Consider the following 20066-nt stretch of genomic DNA (forward strand, 5'->3'; position numbering starts at 1 on the left):
ACCTTTGATTTCTAATACCTACAAAATATTTTTAACACAAGAGAGTTCTAGTTATAATGCGGAATCTTTACTTTTTGCTTTTCTTCTTATGCACAGCTACACTCGTAGCCCAAGAGGTACGTACCAAAAGAATTCCGTTGCGAGATACGATACAATTAGATTCGGTAAGTATCAATCCTTCTCTATTTAAAATAGAAACACGAGAAGGTGCTACATTAGATAGTACAAAATATACCGTTGATTATGCAAATAGTCTGCTTTCGCTTAAAGCGAAAGAAACCATACCCACAGACACTTTAGTCATTACATACAGAGTATATCCCAACTTTCTCACTCGAAAATATGTCCAGTTTGATCCAAAGCGTATTGTAACAAGTTCTGGAAATCTAGACCGACTTACCAATTTAAGAAATCAAAAAAAACGAACAGGATTTACACCTTTTAATGGCTTAAATACGAGTGGTAGTATTGTACGTGGCGTAACCGTTGGAAGCAATCAAAATAGCACTGTAAACTCTGAATTAGATTTACAATTAAGCGGGAAACTGAGTGATAAGGTTACCTTACGAGCCTCTATCCAAGATGCAAATATTCCAAGTCAAGAAGGTGGTTTTTCTCAAAATCTAGATGAGTTTGATCAAATTTTTATTGAGCTTTTTAGTGATAACTGGAATATCAGAGCGGGAGATATTAATCTTCAAGACACAGAATCGTATTACGGACAGTTTACTAAAAAAATACAAGGACTATCATTACGTGGAGATATTAACCATTCTGAAGACAGTAAAACGAGTCTATTTGCAACAGGTGCTTTGGTACGAGGCGTTTTTAATACGAGTGTATTTACAGGACAGGAAGGAAACCAAGGACCATATAAACTTACAGGTCCAAACGGCGAACTTTTTGTGTTGATTGTTTCTGGAAGTGAGGCTGTATATGTAAATGGAATTCTTCTGGAACGTGGAGAAGCAAAAGATTATATCATTGATTATAATGCAGGAGAGATTCGTTTTAACTCTACATTTCCTATTACAAGTGAGATGCGTATCACGGTAGATTACCAGTTTAGTGAACGTAATTTTACTCGTTTTGTGGCGTATGGCGGTGGTAGCTTTCGCGAAAGCGATACTTTTAAGATTGCCGCACAAGTGTATTCAGAATCTGATGCTAAAAATCAACCGTTACAACAAACGTTAAGTGAAGATCAAGTGACAGTTCTAGCAAATGCGGGAGATGACCCCAATCAAATGGTAGCGCAAAGTGCCGTGCCTGATACCTTTAGTGACAATAAAGTATTGTATCGTCAAATTACTGTAAATGGTGTTGAGGTATTTGAATTTAGTACCGATCCTGAAGAGGAACTATTTAATGTTCGGTTTAGTAATGTAGGGCCTAATCAAGGTGATTATATACTGAGCACAACGAATACATTACGACGTACTTTTGAATATGTAGCGCCTATTGATGGTGTACCACAAGGGTCTTTTGCACCACAAATACGTCTTTTTGCGCCTACCTTATTGCAACTTGCTATTGTAAATGGAAGTTATACCCCTTCAGAAAAAACAGCAATCACATTTGAGGCGGCAGGAAGCAAAAATGATCTCAATCTTTTTTCTAATCTAGATGATGATGACAATAATGCATTTGCTACCCATCTAAAGGCTAAACAACAACTATTTAAAAAAGACAGTACGGCAACCTTAGAAGCTTTTGGGAAATGGGATTATATCCAAGAGAGTTTTACCAATGTAGAAGGATTATATAATGTAGAATTTAATCGTGACTGGAACTTGGACACAGACCTTCAAAATACAAATGGCAACGGACTTATAATCGTAGGCGATCAAAGTTTTTTAACCACAGGGTTACGATACGAAAACAGGAAATTAGGATCTATCATATATAGTTTTGAAAATCTAGATTTTAATACCACATATTCAGGAACTAGACATTCTGTAGCAAGTACTATTAATGCTAAAAAACTGAAAGGTGCTATTAATGGAAGTATATTAAATACAAACGATCTGAATGTAACATCTAATTTTTCTAAGTTATACAGTAGTGCTGTATATGACCTTAAAAAAGCTTGGGTAGGTGGTAAATTTTATACAGAAGATAATGTTAGGACAACTAAAATAAATGATTCTATCACTCCCGATAGTCAGCGATTTCAATTGTATGAAGGGTTTGTAGGTATTGGAGATAGTACCAATGTGTATGTAGAAGCTGGATATCGCTACCGTGTGAATGATAGTTTACGAACTAATAGGATAGAACGTGTAAATACATCCAACACCTACTTTTTAAAATCACAATTACTAAAAAATAAAAAAACCAATCTTTCGGTATTTATTAATTACCGAACATTAGCTTTTGAAGATACCGAGATAGAAACTCAAAATTCACTAAACTCAAGATTATTATACGACCAGCGTTTTGCAAAAGACATCATAAGACTCAATACTGTTTTTGAGACCAATAGTGGTACACAACCACAGCAAGAATTTACATTTATTGCGGTAGATGAAGGACAAGGGACGCATACCTGGAACGATTTTAATGGCGATGGAATTCAGCAATTAGAAGAATTTGATCTTGCTCAATTTCAAGATCAAGCAGATTTTATACGTGTATTATTACCCAATCAATTATTCTTACAAACACATCAAAACAAACTAAGCAGTCAGTTGACTTTGAATCCGCAACAATGGAATGGCCAGAAAGGCCTAAAGAAGTTTCTCTCGCGCTTTTATAACCAAACTAATTATAGTATAGATAGAAGAGCGTTACGCGAAGGAGAAAGCTTTACAATCAATCCATTTGAAGCAGATGAAAATGAAATAGGGTTAGGATTGAATTTTCGGAATGCATTTACATTTAATCGCGGGAAGCAAAACTACACCACAACCTACAGTTATGTTTCTAATAAATCAACCAATCTACTTTCTACAGGTCTTCAGGATAATGAATTAGAAACACATCAAATCAATTTTTTACATAAGATAAAAGAAAGTTGGCTTTTCAACTTCAAAGCAGAAACTGGAACTACTGAAAGTGTAGCAGAAAATTTTCCATCGCGAAATTTTAGTATTGATAATGCTAATGTAAATCCTAAGATTTCCTACCTTATTAGTAAGACTTCTAGAGTATCATTATTCTATACCTATCAAGACAAGCAAAACACGAATGAAGGATTGGAAGCTTTACAGCAAAATAGTTTTGGCACTTCTTTTGCCATAGCAGATGGTGAGAAACTATCACTTATGGGAGAATTTAATTATATAGACAATCAATTTGAAGGAAGTGCATTTAGTCCTGTTGCTTTTCAAATACTGGAAGGGTTACAACCAGGTACTAATTTTACTTGGAATCTAATTGCTCAAAAGAGATTGACTAAATTCTTAGATTTAAACATCTCCTATTTTGGTAGAAAAAGTGAAGATTCTAGAACGATACACACTGGTAACATTCAGTTGAAAGCGTTATTCTAATATTTTTACGACCTTTAAATTTTTAAAATCAAACCATTATTATGAAAACTACATTAATAGTATTAGGAGCAGCAGCATTATTATGTTTTGTTTCTTGTAAAAACACAGAAGAAGTGACAAAAGATAACATTGAAGAAAAAGCAACTGAAGAAACATTTGACTCAACAGGGTATACTTCAGGTGTCATTGAGTATTCTCAAGAAAAAGAGGATTGTGAGTATACCATCAAATTAAAAGACGGATTATATTATGATCCTATCAATCTAGAAGACGGATATAAGAAAGATGGAATGACTGTTTATTTTAAATTTAGTCCGCTACGCATGAAGAATCGTTGTAATAAAGCTAATCCTGTATCTATAAAGGAAATGCTTCCGGCAAAAAAATAGTATTATATCATTTTGGGTGCGCTTTCGCGAAAGCGAATACAGAAAATTTCTACTATTTTATAAGTAATTGGTTATAAAATTAAATAAGGAAAGGGCGAAAGCATATGCTTTCGCCCTTTCCTTATTTTAATAAAATGACTTAATTACTTAACAATAATCTTTTTATTTAATTTTGTCTTAGAATTACCAATAGTAACAATATAAACACCAGAACTCATTCCCGATAAATCAACAAGTTTTCTATACGTATTACCTTGTCTTTCTATTTGATTATATACGACTCTTTGACCTAATGTATTATGTACTGATAATCTTAAAATATCATTAGTTGATTCTGTACGTAATGCAACTTCAAAATTTCTATTATCTAAAGTATTTACTGTAAAATCTGAATCATTAGCTACTAATTCGTCTACAGATAAAAAATCTGATATTTTGAATGATGCGATTTGTGTCCTTCTAGGCTGTCCAGAATATTCAGAAGTATACCAAAAAGTTAAATCATCTACAGGATCTCTAGTGAGTTGTCCATAATCTCCATAGCGATCATTAGTTGTTACAGAATTTGTTCCTTCTATGATCAATTGTTCTGCAATTGTCATTTCTCCAAGTGGGTCATTAGGACCTCTTCCTGTATAATATAACGAAGGGAATGTATCATTTCCAGTCTTAATATATCCCATTGCAATATTTCCTTCTTGATCCATACCCATAGCACCCATAAATACACTTTCATCACCTGTTGGGTCTACAAACGTTCCTTCTTGGTATAATTCCCAATCATTACCAGGAGTTCTTCTAAGCTCTATCCATCGTAAACCAGCTTTACGACTTCCATTTGTTACTTCTACTACAAAATTGACAATTATAGATTCATGAGTTCCAAAATCATAACGATGTGTTTGATAATTCACAACATTTACTAAAGCATCAATTCTATTATTAGTATTCGGCTGATCTAAGTTTGCAAACGGATTATTACCTGTCCCTGCTATAAAACTGTCAAAAGGGGCAATCGGGATAGCCAATGGTCCTGTTACAGTAGCTGTTGAAGGGTCACTCCAATCAACGTCAAAATCCCAAACACTAATATTATCTGTCGTTACTCCAGGAAAAATATTGTCTTGCATCCAAACAATAGGAACTGGACCAGATGCCATTCCTGCACCTTCAGAATGTGCAGGTTGTGGTGCAGAAAATGCTACTCCAGGGTTAAAATCAGGCATAAATACCTCTACAAATGCAACATCAGTATCCCCGTTTAGCATTGCTTCTCGATCTATGGCATACATTCTTCCGTCTGGAATTGTATTACCATTTTGAGCGAAATTACCTGTTATTACAATACTATTTCCCCAAATACCAAAATGAGGGTAATCAATTGCAGCAATAGGATTGAACGAGTATACAGTATAGGTACCTGTAGGATCTGGTGTATTAGAAATAGCTACTGTAAATCTACTAGCACTAGGATTAAAAGGGTTTCTAAATTCGCTTATTAACCAACGGTCTGCTTCTCTATCATAAAGCACAATTGGATCACCATCACCTCCAGCCCCTAAAGGATCTGATAAATTTCTTGGAAAACCTGATGCCTGCACTCCTTGTTTATCCCATACACTCCAAAGACCATTGGTCATTTGCACATAGTGGTTAGGTCCAACAGCACCTGATGGATCTGGAGGACTTACATTAAGAGGAATTCCGGGAAAATTTTGAATAGGAGCCCTACTTATTCTTGTTGGCGGAGATGTTTGTGCTAATGGATCTTCCTGAATATCACTATCTTCAACTGAATTAAGGTGATCTGCTAGTCTTTGCCTATGTCCACTAAACATTCCTCTTGGAACTTCCTTTTCAGGAATTTGATCTGCTGTAACTGTAGGATACGAATCCATACGTTGAGTTACATATACTTCTACGGGTCGAAGGACGGTTACTTCATTTGTAGTATTGGGTGTTTCTTGAGCAAGAGCACTAAAGCCTGTGGCTAATAATGCTACCGCCATTAATTTGATGTGTTTTTTCATCGCGTGTAGTTTTTATTTGTAGTAAGATTTTTGTTAAAAAGTTAACAAATTTACGTAAAACCCCGTTATTTATAGTATAAAACCACTAAAAACACCCTATTTCATTATGTATGCATAATTCTTTTTAAGAGTCCATCCAATTTTTAAAATGAATTTGCTGATCAATAATTCCTTTAATTTCTTCTATAGCAATTCGTTCTTGTTTCATAGAATCACGATGACGTATCGTTACTGTTTTTGTTTCGACAGTATCATGATCTATTGTAATACAAAATGGTGTTCCTGCGGCATCTTGACGGCGGTATCTGCGACCAATACTATCTTTTTTGTCATCATAAGTCACTTCAAAGTCAAACTTTAAGTCATCTACTATTTGTTGTGCTATTTCTGGCAACCCATCTTTATTCACAAGTGGCAAGATAGCAGCTTTAACAGGAGCTAGTATAGAAGGTAACTTTAAGACCACCCTTGATGTTCCATCTTCTAATTCTTCATCTTGTAAAGATGTAGAAAGCACAGCTAAAAACATACGATCAAGTCCTATAGACGTTTCTACCACATAAGGAACATAGCTTTCATTTAACTCTGGATCAAAGAATTGCAGTTTTTTGCCTGAATGCTTTTCATGTGCTTTAAGGTCAAAATCAGTACGAGAATGAATTCCTTCTAATTCTTTAAAACCGAATGGGAAATTAAATTCAATATCGGCAGCAGCATTAGCATAATGAGCTAGTTTATCATGATCATGAAAACGATAGTTTTCTTCTCCTAATCCTAATGACTTATGCCAATTTAAACGTGTTTCTTTCCAATACTCGTACCATTTCATTTCTTCTCCTGGACGTACAAAAAATTGCATTTCCATTTGTTCAAATTCTCTCATACGGAAAATAAACTGTCTTGCCACAATCTCATTTCTAAATGCTTTCCCCGTCTGTGCAATTCCAAAAGGAATTTTCATTCTTCCCGTTTTCTGAACATTCAAAAAATTAACAAAAATACCTTGAGCAGTTTCCGGGCGTAAATACAAATCTGTAGCAGTTTCTGCAGAGGCTCCTAACTTTGTTCCAAACATTAGGTTAAACTGACGTACATCTGTCCAGTTTTTAGACCCAGAAACCGGACACACTATTCCAAGATCTTCGATAAGCTGTTTAAATCCAGCTAAGTCTTCTTCTTCTTGAACACGTGTTAATTCCAGTGTAATTTTATCGATCTCTTTTTGACGGCGTAGTACATTAGGATTTGTACTTCTAAATTCGTTTTCATTAAAGGCATCTCCAAATCGTTTTTTTGCTTTGGCAATGTCTTTCTCTATTTTCTGATTTATTTTTTCTCTATAATCTTCTACTAGCACATCTGCTCTATAGCGTTTTTTAGAGTCTTTATTATCTATAAGAGGATCACTAAAGGCATCTACGTGACCAGAAGCTTTCCAAGTGGTAGGATGCATAAAGATAGCCGCATCAAGCCCTACAATATTTTGGTGCATTTGCACCATACTTTTCCACCAATATTCACGTATGTTCTTTTTAAGCTCTACTCCATTCTGACCATAGTCATATACGGCACTTAATCCATCATAAATCTCACTGCTTCCAAAAATATATCCGTATTCTTTTGCGTGAGAGATTACTTTCTTGAATTTATCTTCTTGCTTAGCCATAATCTATTTCCTATTTCTTTTATGATGTTGCTATATTATTGTTTTGTTTCTTTATACGCTTTCGCGAAAGCGTATACATCTTTATTAGAAATCACAGGAGTAACTTCGTAATAAGATCGCAAAAATAGGGATACCGCTTAATTTGAAGAAATTGAAGGTGTGTTATTTTAATTCAAGTACTGATGTTAATAGAAGTCTTCCTTCATGAAATACATTAACAGTATACGCTCCTTTTTCAAACGTTTGTACTGGCAGCACTAATTCACATACATTAAAAGGTTTATTTGTGTAGGGAATTGTTGTGCGTGAATTAAAACTGATTTTTTGTCCATTAGAAAAGGTTTCTTCTCTTGGGATGCCTATCATTTTCCCATCACTATTAAGTACTTGCACAAAGAAATCTAGATCACCCGCTTTGGCTAGTTTATTTTCATTTACTTCATAACAAATACGCACCATTTTGGCTCTATTGGCTCTAGAGGTATTAAAAAATTTACCGCTATTACGCTGTATAACACCACGAACTACGAGATTACTGGCTGTGATCTGTGCACCCAAGCTTATCTTTTCTTCAAGAGCTCTTTTATCGTCTTCTAATGTACTTTGTGCTTTTGTTGCTTTCTCTAAAGCATCTTGCGTCTCTGCTTGCAGTTTTGCTAATCGCTCTGTTTCATTAAGAAGGCTATCATTTTGTTTAAATAACAACTCCCGCTCTCGACGCATTTTATTAAGTTCTATCCTATAGCCTCTTACAGTAGATTGTGTGATCTCGTTACTGTCTAATCGTTTCTGTAGTGCCTCCAAATTTTCTTTAGCATCAGAAAGTTCGTTTGAAAGGATATTCTTTTCGGTTAAAATATCATTGTACTTCTTTATTTCTTCTTTTAATTCTTGTTCAATAAGTGCTTTTTCTTCTTTAAGGCGTGACTCATTTTCTTGCATCTCACCATGAACCTTTAGGGTGTATGCGCCTAGTCCCACAACTACTAAGCAAAGTAGTATCGTGAGTATGAGAAGTGTGTTTTTAGTACTTTTAGTACCCATAGAAGCTATCTATTCTTTCAAAAGTGGTTAAATTAGAAAAAAAATAACAAATGCATGTTGCAATCGTTACGCTATTTTTTATTTCCAAAGGCTTGTCATGCGTGTTCTGAGAGCTTACAAGCATCAGAATATATGATTTGCACACAGTGCAGACATTATTTACCACTTACTCAATTTCATTTGTATAACGAAAGGGTTGTTCAAAAAGTATTTTACGGACGTATTATGCTAGAACAAGCTACTGCTTTGCTTTATTTTGAGAAGAAAGGTCCTGTGCAATCATTATTACATAACCTAAAGTATAATGATAAAGAGGAGATCAGTTCCTTTTTAGGAGATTGGCTAGGTCAAGAATTAGCACAATTACCTTCATATCAAGCTATAGATGCTGTCATACCAGTTCCTATACATCCTAAAAAGAGAAAAAAGCGTGGGTATAATCAAGTAACAGGTTTTGCAATTGCATTAGCCAAACATTTAGAAGCTATGTGTGTAGAAGATATTTTAATAAAATCTAAAAATACCAAAACACAAGTTTTTAAAGGTCGTTTTTCTAGAAGCGATGAAATCTTGGATGCTTTTTCAATTACAGAACATCAATCTCTTGAAGGAAAACATATTCTATTAGTAGACGATATTCTCACAACGGGAGCTACTTTAGAAGCCTGCGCTTTGCAATTACTTAAAATTCCTAAAATAAAGTTAAGTATCGCTACAATGGCAATAGCGCAATAAGTATTTCGTTTGGCTAAAAATTAGTTGTTTCTTTGCTGTATTAAATGAATACTACATCTCCATATATTTTGAAAGTAAAAAAGTGCCTCTATTATTTTGGTATGATAGCGTTTATGTCGCTTACGTTAGTGAATTGTGCAAAGAGAGGTTCTATTACTGGTGGGCCTCAAGACAGTATCCCTCCTGTGTTTATTAAATCGGAGCCTCCTAATTTTACGACAAACTTTGACGGCAATAGAATACGCATCTATTTTGACGAGTATATCAAGCTTAAAGAGTATCAAAAGCAATTGATTATATCGCCTCCATTAGAAAACAGTGTGATTTCTCCTCAAGGATCTGCTTCTAAATTTGTAAATATTGAGATTAAAGACACATTAGAACCTAATACAACTTATGTATTTAATTTTGGACAGAGCATTGTAGACAATAATGAAAGCAATCCTTTCTCCTATTTTAAATATGTCTTTTCTACCGGAGATTATATAGATAGTCTTACTGTTACTGGAACGATTACAGATGAATTAAAAACAGAGCCTGATAATTTTGTATCTGTCATGCTATATGCTGTAGACAGCACATTTAATGACTCTATTATTTATAAGGAACGGCCTAGATATGTGACAAGCACATTAGATAGTTTGACCACATTTGAAATTGGAAATATTAAAGAAGGGAAATACATGCTCATTGCTATGAAAGATGAGGATGCCAATTTTACATTCCAACCTAATAAAGACAAAGTTGCTTTTTTAGAAGACTTTATTACCATTCCAACAGATAGTTCGTATACGTTAAAGCTATTTAAAGAAGTTCCAGAGACTAAGGTCTCTCGACCTAGACATTCAGCCTTAAACAGACTCACTTTTGGAGTTTCAGGGCCTATAGATAGTATTTCGATAGACTTACTTACAGAGACTCCTCCAAATTTTAAATCTAAGATTACTAGAAAAACCAATGCAGACACATTATACTATTGGTTTGATCCTAAACCAGAGATAGACTCCCTTGTTTTTGAAGTAAAAGGTCCTAAATATAGAGATACATTGGTTGCCAAATTACGCACCCCTGATGTAGACTCTTTACAATTTTCTTCAAAAAATGGAAGGACACTTGTGCTAGGAACTCCCTTTGAGCTAAAAAGTAACATCCCTTTAACTACTGTAAAAGATAGCCTTATTCGTGTACTTCAAGATTCTATTCCAATAGATTATGAAATGCTCATCTCAGAAAGAGACACAAAGCTTTCTATGTCTTTTGATACCCAAGAAAAATCCACATATACAGTTGCTGCTTTACCTGGTGCTATGACAGATTTTTTTGGAAATACGAATGATACATTATCCTTTACAACCACAACAAAAGAAACGTCTGACTATGGGAATATTAAGTTTTTCATTACAAATGCAAAACATTTTCCATATATCATTCAACTGACAGATCAAAAAGGAAAAGTCATCGAAGAACGCTATACTACTAATGAAACTGAAACTGAATTCGATTTCAATTTATTACAGCCTGCTTCTTACCTTATACAAGTGATAGAAGATAAAAACCAGAATAAAATCTATGATACTGGAAATTATCTTGAAAAAAGACAGCCCGAAAAAGTAATTCATTTTGGAGAAGTCATTGAAGTAAATACAAGTTGGTCTCTTATTAAAACTCTTGAACTTAAAGATTAATTAGGTTTCCAAAGTAAATACATCTTGGTCTTCAAGAAAAGGCAACTTTTTTCGTGTTGCTTCTATATGAGTTTTTGATAAGGTCGTCGTAATAATTTTTTCTTCCGCTTTCGCGAAAGCGATCTCATCTCCTAATACATTATATACTCCTGAATGCCCTACATATTCCAATCCATTTCCATCAAGGCCTATACGATTTACACCTATAGCATAACTCATATTTTCTATCGCTCTTGCTTTCAATAAGGCGTCCCATGCTGCCACACGAGGTTTTGGCCAATTTGCTACATATAATACAACATCATAATCTACCGTATTACGTGCAAAAACAGGGAAACGTAAATCATAACATATTTGTGGAAATAATTTCCATCCCTCATATTCTATAACCACTTGAGTATCTCCAGCGGTATATAGTTCTCCTTCTCCAGCCATCATAAATCGATGACGCTTATCATAATGGGTAATTGTACCGTCTGGTTTTACAAATAAAAATCGGTTATAATAGGCATTATTTTCTGTTATAATAATGCTCCCACAAATAGCCATATTTTTTTGTGTAGCCCATTGCTTCATCCATTGTACCGTAGGGCCTTCCATCGTTTCTGATAGACGTACAGGATCCATACTAAAACCTGTAGTAAACATTTCTGGCAAAATAGCGAGTTGTACCGTATCTGGCACTTGTGCCAATAAAACCGCTAAATTCTTACGATTTGCGATGGCATTTTCCCAGACAAGATGTGTCTGAATAATAGCAATTTGAAGTGTATCTGTCATAAACTCAAAGATACGAGAAGTTAAAAAAATAATACTAGCACATTTTACATTAATGTAATATTGCAATATTAAAATTATATAATACCAAATAACAAAAACCTGTTGTTTCCAAATGCTTAAATTCTATGTAACTTTGAGAAGAAAGCATGTACTATTTTTAATATGGATACAAACAAAACAAATTCTGTAAAGCTCTATAAAATTTCTGGTGAATCAAAAATTACTAACTTCTCATTATTAGACAACGGAAGGACTTCTTTCTATTGTGAAAATCAAGGTGAAAAATTTTGGGTAAGAGCCGTAATAAACGGATTTGAAGACAAACCATATAAAGAAGGATATTGGCCTGGCGGATTGTACTTCAATGAAGAATTAATAGAAGTTCACTCTGGAAAAGAAAAGCGAATAATTGATATATTATCAAAAATTAAAGCCTCTGAAGAATGGCATTCTAAATATTGGAAATTATCAAATAAAAGTGATGGGGAAAGAGTTGAGGAATTAATACAATACGTTATTAATTTTTTAAACTCAGAAAAATACATTTCATTAGCAAAAAAAACAGGACGATTATCGTAACAAATTATATACTAATTAATAGATTAGTATATGTAAATATATAGCTATCACCCATGAAAAATACGATTGCTTATCGTATCTATGATTTCTTAAAACAGTTTCCGCCATTTCAATTTATGGCAAAAAGAGATTTGTTAGAAATTTCTGAGTTAGCGCAAGTACAGTACCTAGATAAAGATCAAGTACTCTTTGAACGAGATGCTTCTTACAACACTCATTTTTATATTGTACATCAAGGAGCTATAAAGCTTTCTAGACCTTCTAATGAAGGCGTTAAAGTCGTAGATATTTGTGATGAAGGAGATCTCTTAGGATTACGAGTAACGAGAGAAGACACGTATCGCACTACTGCAATCGCTAATGAAGAAACCATTTTATATGCGCTTCCTATGGAAGCATTTTCTACACTTACAAAGGCAAATAAAGCTGTATCCAATTACCTCATCACAAGTTTTGCTTCTAATATAAAAGACCCATATACTCTTGAAAACAGCGGACAACTTCTAAGTGAATATGATCCTGAAAGATTTCAAAATATATACGGTGTTTCAAAAGCTCGTTTTACTGAAAAAGTGATTCAAAGCTCGGAAGATATTTCTATTCAAGAAGCCGCTAGCCAGATGCAAAAACATCAGATAAGCTGTTTAGTGGTAGCAGAAAATAATATCCCCATAGGAATTCTAACTAATAGAGATTTACGTAATGTCATTGCTTCTGGAGCATTTACAGCAACTACATTGGTAAAAGATGTCATGGTCACTCCTGTAATTTGTGCTTCTCCAGATATTAATGTGACTCAAACACAACTTATACTACTCAAAAACGGCATAAGTCACCTCGTAATCACAAAAGACGGAACGCCTCAAACAACGATTGTTGGCATTTTAAGCAAACATGATATTGTGATCTCTTTTGGGAATAGTCCTATCGGACTTCTTAAAGAAATAAAACGAGCGACACGTACAAAACACTTACGAGAAGCTTGGGATAAAACGATGGTATTATTAAAGCGATATTTAGATCAAAATTTACCGCTCTCGCAAATTCTTAAAATATTTAGCGAACTTAAAGATGCGCTTATCCATCAAGCGATGCAACTATCATTACGTAAAATGGAAACACCTCCACCGGTTTCTTTTGCATGGTTAGCTTTAGGAAGTCAGGGGCGTAAAGAGCAATTATTATATACCGATCAAGATAATGCATTGATATATGCAGATCATGACACAGAAAATACTGAACAAGCAAAACAGTATTTCTTAAAGCTTGCCAATAGAATGAACAAGCGATTGCATAAAGTAGGTTATGATTACTGCCCAGCAGATATGATGGCTAGTAATCCTTTGTATTGCCTTTCGCTTTCAGAATGGGAAACGCAATTCTCTACGTGGATTACTCGTCCCACACCAGAAAATATATTATTATCAGGTATTTTCTTTGATTATACATATACCTACGGAGATCAAACATTGGTAAAAAAACTTACGGATCATATTTCGCAAAAACTCTCAAATCAGAAAATTTTACTCCGCCATATGGCAAAGCATTCTCTTAAAAATTTGCCTCCTATTAGCTTTTTCAGGCAGTTCATTGTAGAATCCAATGGAGAGCATAAAGACTTTTTTGACATTAAACATAGAGCCATTGCGCCTTTAAGTGATGCCGCCAGAGTACTAGCACTTGGTCAAGGGATTTTACATACCAAAAACACTTCCGAACGCTTTACTGCATTAGCACAACTAGATCCTCCTAATCGAGAATTATTTGAAAATTGTTCGTATGCATTTAAAGCATTATTAAAGTTTCGAACTAAAAGAGGCATCGCACAAAATGACAGCGGTCGTTTTATCAATCTGGAAGCCCTCACAAAAGCTGAAAAACTAAAATTAAAACGATGCTTTAAACCTTTACGTGATGTTCAAGAAGTGCTTCGTGTACGCTATCAAACACAGCATATTTAATGAAATGGCCTTGGCAACATACGAAAGAATATCCTCCATTTTGGAAGGCGTATGAGTCTGCTTTCGCGAAAGCGGAACAAAAATCAGTACCCGAGATACGTTTTGTTGCCTTAGATACAGAAACCACAGGCCTAGACATCAAAAAAGATCGTATTTTATCTATAGGTGCTATTGCCATAAAGGGAAATGCTATTATTGTTTCTGATAGTTTGGAGCTATATGTTGCGCAAGAACATTATGATCCTAAGAGCACTCCAATACACGGTATTTTAAAGAACGGAAGCTTTGATAAAGTATCAGAGCTAGAAGCGATACAACAAACCTTAGATTTTATAGGCACTGATATTATTGTTGGACATCATATTGGTTTTGACATTGCCGTTATCAATAAAATGTTACAAAGACACCATCTTGGAAAACTAAAAAATAACGTAATCGACACAGGGGTTTTGTATAAAAAACTACAACATCCTGTACATAGAATGCCAATGCAGCAAGGATATAGTTTAGATCAATTAAGTGAAGCCTTAAAAATACCTTTATATGATAGACATACAGCTTCTGGAGATGCTATGATTACAGCTCTTGCATTTATTAAAATAAGCAAACGCCTTGCTCATAAAGGCACATTAAAACTCAAAGAATTAGTTACATGAACATTGCTGATACATTATATATTTTTGATATAGATGGCACCTTAACAGATAGTATTCCTACCTACTTAAAAGTCATCACTAACGTGCTTTCAGATATTGGTTTGAAAGATATTGATACAGATTATGACAATTATTTACATCATACAGATCGGTATGCATTAGAATATAATTATGAGCGAAATTTCGGAAAGAAAGCACCCGATTCTTTGCGATTTGAGTTAGATACATTACTAGAAATTGAACTCAAAAAACAGGATCCTGTGGTAGAGATCCCTGGCGCGAGAGAGCTGCTGTTACAATTTCAAGATCAAAAAATTCCTTTTGCTTATGGAACAGGTGCTTTCCCTAAAGCAACGGCTATTAAAATGAATGATGCTCAGATTCCTTTTATTCCAGAAGTTTTAGCAACTTCAATAACAAGTGTTTCTAGAGTAGGTTTTGTAAAAGAAGCGATAACTAAGTCTAAAGAATTTTACAATCGAGATTTTACTAAAATCGTGGCTGTGGGTGATGGATTATGGGATTTAAAAGCTGCGCAAGAATTAAATATCGATTTTCTAGGGGTAGGTCTAAAGAACAAAGAAGTAATGTTACAACATGGGTGTACAGATTGGATAGAAAATTTTAGAAATTATAAAATTTAAAAAAAGCTATCTTTAACATTGACATGCAATTAATTGACTAACCATCTTCTTTATTATGAATCCAAGGGTTTATACATATATCCTTTTTATGATTACTTTTTTGTGTACTAGTATTATTGGCTATTCACAATCTATTCAAGAACGCTTAGATCTTACTATATCTGAATTTGAGCTCATGTATAAAACAGGAGCTATGAGTAAACAAGATTCTTTACTTACCTCTTTTCAACACATAGAACAGCAAACTCAAAATGCTCCTCTTCAAAATACAAAAGCAACAGTATATATTGCACGTATTCTATCAAACAAGAGGCGTTTTAATGAAGCGGAAATACTCATAAAAAAAGCAAAAAAAAGCTATGAAGCAGCTTCTCTTAATGACCTAAGAATAAAGCATACTATTGCCTATTATGAGATGTATCTAGATATTCAAGTTTCAAAAAAATACGATACTGAAAAAATTAAAACATACGTTACAACTTATAAAAACAAACCTGGTAATGATCCTTTTATAGAGGCCTTAAGCTATGAGTATATGGGAAGGATTAAACAAGACTGGAGAGAGTATGAAATGTCTATTTCAAATCTTACAAAAGCTATTGAATTATTTTCAAATCTAGGCTATAAATATCAGGTAAGTATTGCATATAGTATTATGGGAGCTACCTATGATCTCATAGAAGATTTTGAAATGGCTGCAAAATACTATGAAAAATCTTTACAAATAGGAGATCAACTTCAAGAACCAAGTCTTGATGTATTGGCAAGTACTAGTTATAATCTTGCACTTTTGTTTGGCGATCGGTTAGGGAATAATCAAAAAGGTCTTTTTTATGCTCAAGAAGCTGTAAAATATGACTCAAAAGCTAATGAGAAAAATCCTTATCTGGCATTAGATTATAATCAAGTAGCCACTTCATATATGAAAATAGGCGATTATACCAAAGCACAGATTTATGGAGAAAAAGCATTGGAACATGCAAAGTTGTATTTAAATCAACAACCATCTCGTATTGCAGAATCACTCCGCACCCTTGGTAAGGTATATGCCCAAATAGGGAGGAAAGAAGAAGCTATTTCATTAGCAGAGGAAGCAATAGATATTGTTATCAAAGTAGTGCCTGAAAACCATCATTGGGTTTGTGCAGGATATCTTCATCTTGCAAACACGTATAAATATTTAGGAATGTTAGATAAAGCTGAAGTTTATTTCTTAAAAACAGAGCGTGTTGCACAAGCCATAAATAGAGATTTATTTTTAATAGATGTATACAATAGTCTTCCTGAACTCTATTTGAAAACCAATCAATTAGAGAAAGTACCTCCTTTACTAGAAAAATCTCAAGAGGTCTTACAGGATCGTTTTAAAGATGCCGATTACTTTCATAGACGTGATGAGATGAATACTATCATATATTACACAGCAATAAATGACATTCAAAACGCAACACAGGCTCTCAAATCGATCAGAGAAAAAATTCCTCAAAAATATACATATCCAGATATAGAGTTAAAAATTGAAGCTTATGAACTTCTTTTAAATACTAGCCCAACAAGTAAGGAGTATGAACACTTTTTAAGAACAATTATTGATCATAAAAACAGATTTCCAAATCAGTTTAATAAAATCATGTATGGTAATACAATAAAAGAACTTCTAGCTAAAATTATTTCAAAAATTTATGACCGTATACAACTGGAAGATTCTGAAGACTTGAAGTCAATTTTTTTCAGATATCTAGAAATCAATAAAAATTCAGTTTTATTAGAGGGAATTCAAGGGACACGATTTAAAAAAGTAGCGGGTATTCCAGAAGAATTACTGTATACTGAAGCACAATTATTAGACTCCCTACAGCGTAATAATAAACGTATTTACAATACAAAACAATCTAAGTATAAAGATTCAGATAAAATACAAAAGCTATATAATAGACAGCTTCTATTTGAACATACATACGATAGTTTACAGAGTGTCATTCTAAATACATATCCTAAATTAAAAAACCTTAAATACTTATCTGCTACAAAAGATTTTAATGATTTTACAAATGTACATCTTCAGGAAGAAGAAGCTATTATTATGTATTTTATCGATACTCATACATGGTATCGATTTACTATCACTAAAAACAAAAACCAAATAGAACAATTTTCTACGTCTAAGTTACTAAAAGAGGATATTAATCAATTAGTAACTTCTATATCTAAACAAAAATTCAATAGCTCTTTATCACAAAAAATGTATGATCAGCTATTGCCAGAACTTCCAGATGAAATCACAAAATTAACATTCATTACAGATGATATTTTAAGTTTACTTCCTTTTGAGGTATTACAACAAAAAGAAACATTTCTTATAGAGAAGTATGCGATTAGTTATGCTGGATCTTTACAATTATTAGAAGAACAAATCAACCTAAATAATAGAGGAAAAGGGTGGTTAGGTTTTGCCCCAAAATACTATAAAAATCCGCTGCCTAATAATGCGAAAGAAGTAAAAGAAATTGAAAAAATAACAAACGGGAAATCCTATCTTGGAGAAGAGGCCACCAAAGAAAATTTTATCGCCCTGAGTAAAGAGTATAATATTCTTCATCTTGCAACTCATACAGAAGTAGATCAAAACAACCCACTTTATAATAAAATGCTTTTTTCTCAGAAGCAAGGAGATAGTCTACTTACAGCTTCTGAAATTTATGGACTTAACCTCAAGGCAAACCTTGCTGTTTTAAGTTCGTGTAATACTGGCTTTGGAAAACTAGAGAAAGGAGAGGGCGTCATGAGTATGTCTCGCGCATTTACCTATGCAGGTGTGGGCAGTACTTTAATGACTTTATGGAAAGTTCCAGATCAAGAAACAGCGACAATCACCACTTATTTTTATACTAATTTAGAATCTGAGATGACAAAGGATAAAGCATTACAAGAGGCAAAACGATTATACTTAAGCACAACCACAGATCAGGATTTAAAACAACCTTATTACTGGGCTGGGTTTATACTTAGTGGTGACACCTCCCCTATTGGAAACGCTTCGTATATGTGGTGGTATATTGCAGGTGGAATTCTCCTTTTAGGATTGTTGTATACGCTTTCGCGAAAGCGTACAAAAGCTAACGAATAGCATTTAAGAGAGTTCCCGCTTCTTTATTATTGTATCCGTCACCAGTACTGATCTCTTCTAAAAGCATTACACTCTTCTCTTTGTTTTTTTCTTTAAGGTATGCTAATGCTAAATACCATCGTGATTTTTCATAAAAATCATCTTTAAAATTTTGGTGCTTTTCAAGTAGTGATATTGCTTGTTTTGTCTCATTTAATGCCAAATATGCATTTGCCATATAAAATAGATAGTAAGGTTCTTTTGTTTTTTCAAATTCAGCTTCAAATCCTTTTATCGCAGCTGTGTATTCTTTCATTTCATACTTAAAAAAAGCCTCTTCTTGAGGCGTATCTATCCCTTCTCCTCGTTCTATAGGAAGTACAATATTTCGGTATGCTGCAAAGTTTTCAGCAAAAAGATCATCTGTATTTGTAGTATCTATAAAATATTTAGAAGCAAAAACACTAAGTCCTATAATAACACACGCTGCAATGGCGTATTTTAAGAAGGAAGGAAAAGATGTTTCTGATTGTGGTTCGTATTCTTGGTTTTCAAAATCAACAAATTGCTGTTTTAAATGTTCTTTACCTGTGTCTATCAGTACCGTATTCAGATCTTTCTCAAGTTCAAAAGTCGCTTTAAATTCAGGATCATTTTCCAATAATTCATTCAGAGCTACTTGCTCTTCGTCAGAAAGCTTCTGATGGAAATAGTTATGTATAAGTATATCCCTATCCATAATTTTGGGGGTTCATCATTGTTTTAAGTTGTTTAAGGCATCGTGATTTTTGTGCTTTCACGGTATTCTCATTTTCATAATTGGCGGCAATCATAATTTCTTTAATTCGTAAACCATTCAAATAAAAAAGTTCTAATATATTACGACAGCGATCTCCTAAATTCTGAAAATGTTTCTTTAATGCCTTTTGTTGTGATGTTAATTCCATGGTTTCTATCTCTTCTATTTCCCCTTGCTCTGGAAAATCATCTACTAACACCATTTTTTTTTGAGCTCTTAGCTGCTCATATAATTTCAACTTACCTATACCAAAAAGATAAGTCTTTATACTGCTGCTAAAGTCTTTCACCTTTCCGCTCATCACATTTTCATACAAGGCAAGCATACTTTCTTGATAGACATCTAGAATAGTATCCTGCTGTATATCATATTTACTAGCAAAACCAATAAAAGCATCTCTATAACCTTCATAAATCACTTGATATGCAACCGGATCTCCAGTCCTAAGTGTAGTGATAGAGGGTTCATTTTTCATTTATGTAAATAAAGTGTAAGAGG

General features: G+C 33.8%; 15 protein-coding genes. 9 read left to right on the plus strand and 6 right to left on the minus strand.

What is annotated here, in order from left to right:
* The first annotated feature begins 74 nt into the window (after nucleotides 1-74).
* Nucleotides 75-3494, plus strand: a complete 3420-nt coding sequence (locus Q1A60_RS02900) for a hypothetical protein (RefSeq protein WP_363322567.1) — start codon at nucleotides 75-77, stop codon at nucleotides 3492-3494.
* 41 nt (nucleotides 3495-3535) lie between these two features.
* A complete protein-coding gene (locus tag Q1A60_RS02905) occupies nucleotides 3536-3883 on the plus strand; it encodes a hypothetical protein (RefSeq protein ID WP_299761132.1) in 348 nt (115 codons plus the stop codon).
* A 143-nt stretch (nucleotides 3884-4026) separates the two neighbouring features.
* Here the strand turns inward: Q1A60_RS02905 and Q1A60_RS02910 are convergent, their stop codons facing one another.
* The 3 genes from Q1A60_RS02910 to Q1A60_RS02920 form a co-directional block, all read right to left on the minus strand.
* Nucleotides 4027-5913 carry a T9SS type A sorting domain-containing protein gene (locus Q1A60_RS02910; protein WP_299761134.1) on the minus strand — a complete coding sequence of 629 codons (1887 nt, stop codon included), beginning with the start codon at nucleotides 5911-5913 and terminating at the stop codon, nucleotides 4027-4029.
* A gap of 124 nt (nucleotides 5914-6037) precedes the next feature.
* On the minus strand, nucleotides 6038-7579 hold the full coding sequence (locus Q1A60_RS02915) for a glycine--tRNA ligase (RefSeq protein ID WP_299761137.1): 1542 nt from the start codon (nucleotides 7577-7579) through the stop codon (nucleotides 6038-6040).
* Nucleotides 7580-7741: 162 nt separating this feature from the next.
* Nucleotides 7742-8623, minus strand: coding sequence for a hypothetical protein (locus Q1A60_RS02920; protein WP_299761139.1), 882 nt, complete (start codon nucleotides 8621-8623; stop codon nucleotides 7742-7744).
* A gap of 54 nt (nucleotides 8624-8677) precedes the next feature.
* Between Q1A60_RS02920 and Q1A60_RS02925 the strand changes: the two genes are divergently transcribed.
* Nucleotides 8678-9358 carry a phosphoribosyltransferase family protein gene (locus Q1A60_RS02925; RefSeq protein WP_299761142.1) on the plus strand — a complete coding sequence of 227 codons (681 nt, stop codon included), beginning with the start codon at nucleotides 8678-8680 and terminating at the stop codon, nucleotides 9356-9358.
* A 113-nt stretch (nucleotides 9359-9471) separates the two neighbouring features.
* On the plus strand, nucleotides 9472-11043 hold the full coding sequence (locus Q1A60_RS02930) for an Ig-like domain-containing protein (protein WP_299761145.1): 1572 nt from the start codon (nucleotides 9472-9474) through the stop codon (nucleotides 11041-11043).
* Here the strand turns inward: Q1A60_RS02930 and Q1A60_RS02935 are convergent, their stop codons facing one another.
* On the minus strand, nucleotides 11044-11823 hold the full coding sequence (locus Q1A60_RS02935; protein WP_299761148.1) for an amidohydrolase: 780 nt from the start codon (nucleotides 11821-11823) through the stop codon (nucleotides 11044-11046).
* A gap of 162 nt (nucleotides 11824-11985) precedes the next feature.
* Between Q1A60_RS02935 and Q1A60_RS02940 the strand changes: the two genes are divergently transcribed.
* Genes Q1A60_RS02940 through Q1A60_RS02960 form a run of 5 tightly spaced genes read left to right on the plus strand, consistent with a single transcriptional unit; the run spans nucleotide 11986 to nucleotide 18790 of the window.
* Complete coding sequence (locus Q1A60_RS02940; protein WP_299761151.1) at nucleotides 11986-12402, plus strand: hypothetical protein; 417 nt, start codon at nucleotides 11986-11988, stop codon at nucleotides 12400-12402.
* A 53-nt stretch (nucleotides 12403-12455) separates the two neighbouring features.
* Entirely contained in the window at nucleotides 12456-14363 is a 1908-nt protein-coding gene (locus Q1A60_RS02945) for a DUF294 nucleotidyltransferase-like domain-containing protein (RefSeq protein ID WP_299761154.1), read from the plus strand.
* Nucleotides 14363-15019, plus strand: coding sequence for a 3'-5' exonuclease (locus tag Q1A60_RS02950; protein WP_299761157.1), 657 nt, complete (start codon nucleotides 14363-14365; stop codon nucleotides 15017-15019). Before Q1A60_RS02945 ends, Q1A60_RS02950 begins: the two co-directional genes overlap by 1 nt.
* Nucleotides 15016-15663 carry an HAD family hydrolase gene (locus tag Q1A60_RS02955; protein ID WP_299761159.1) on the plus strand — a complete coding sequence of 216 codons (648 nt, stop codon included), beginning with the start codon at nucleotides 15016-15018 and terminating at the stop codon, nucleotides 15661-15663. The genes Q1A60_RS02950 and Q1A60_RS02955 overlap by 4 nt, the downstream gene beginning before the upstream one ends.
* 55 nt (nucleotides 15664-15718) lie before the next feature.
* On the plus strand, nucleotides 15719-18790 hold the full coding sequence (locus Q1A60_RS02960) for a CHAT domain-containing protein (protein WP_299761162.1): 3072 nt from the start codon (nucleotides 15719-15721) through the stop codon (nucleotides 18788-18790).
* Here Q1A60_RS02960 and Q1A60_RS02965 read toward each other — a convergent pair.
* A complete protein-coding gene (locus Q1A60_RS02965; protein WP_299761165.1) occupies nucleotides 18780-19508 on the minus strand; it encodes a hypothetical protein in 729 nt (242 codons plus the stop codon). The genes Q1A60_RS02960 and Q1A60_RS02965 overlap by 11 nt on opposite strands.
* Nucleotides 19501-20043, minus strand: a complete 543-nt coding sequence (locus Q1A60_RS02970; protein ID WP_299761168.1) for a sigma-70 family RNA polymerase sigma factor — start codon at nucleotides 20041-20043, stop codon at nucleotides 19501-19503. The genes Q1A60_RS02965 and Q1A60_RS02970 overlap by 8 nt, the downstream gene beginning before the upstream one ends.
* Between the last annotated feature and the right edge of the window lie 23 nt (nucleotides 20044-20066).

Source organism: uncultured Dokdonia sp., assembly GCF_947492535.1.
Taxonomy (GTDB): Bacteria; Bacteroidota; Bacteroidia; order Flavobacteriales; family Flavobacteriaceae; genus Dokdonia.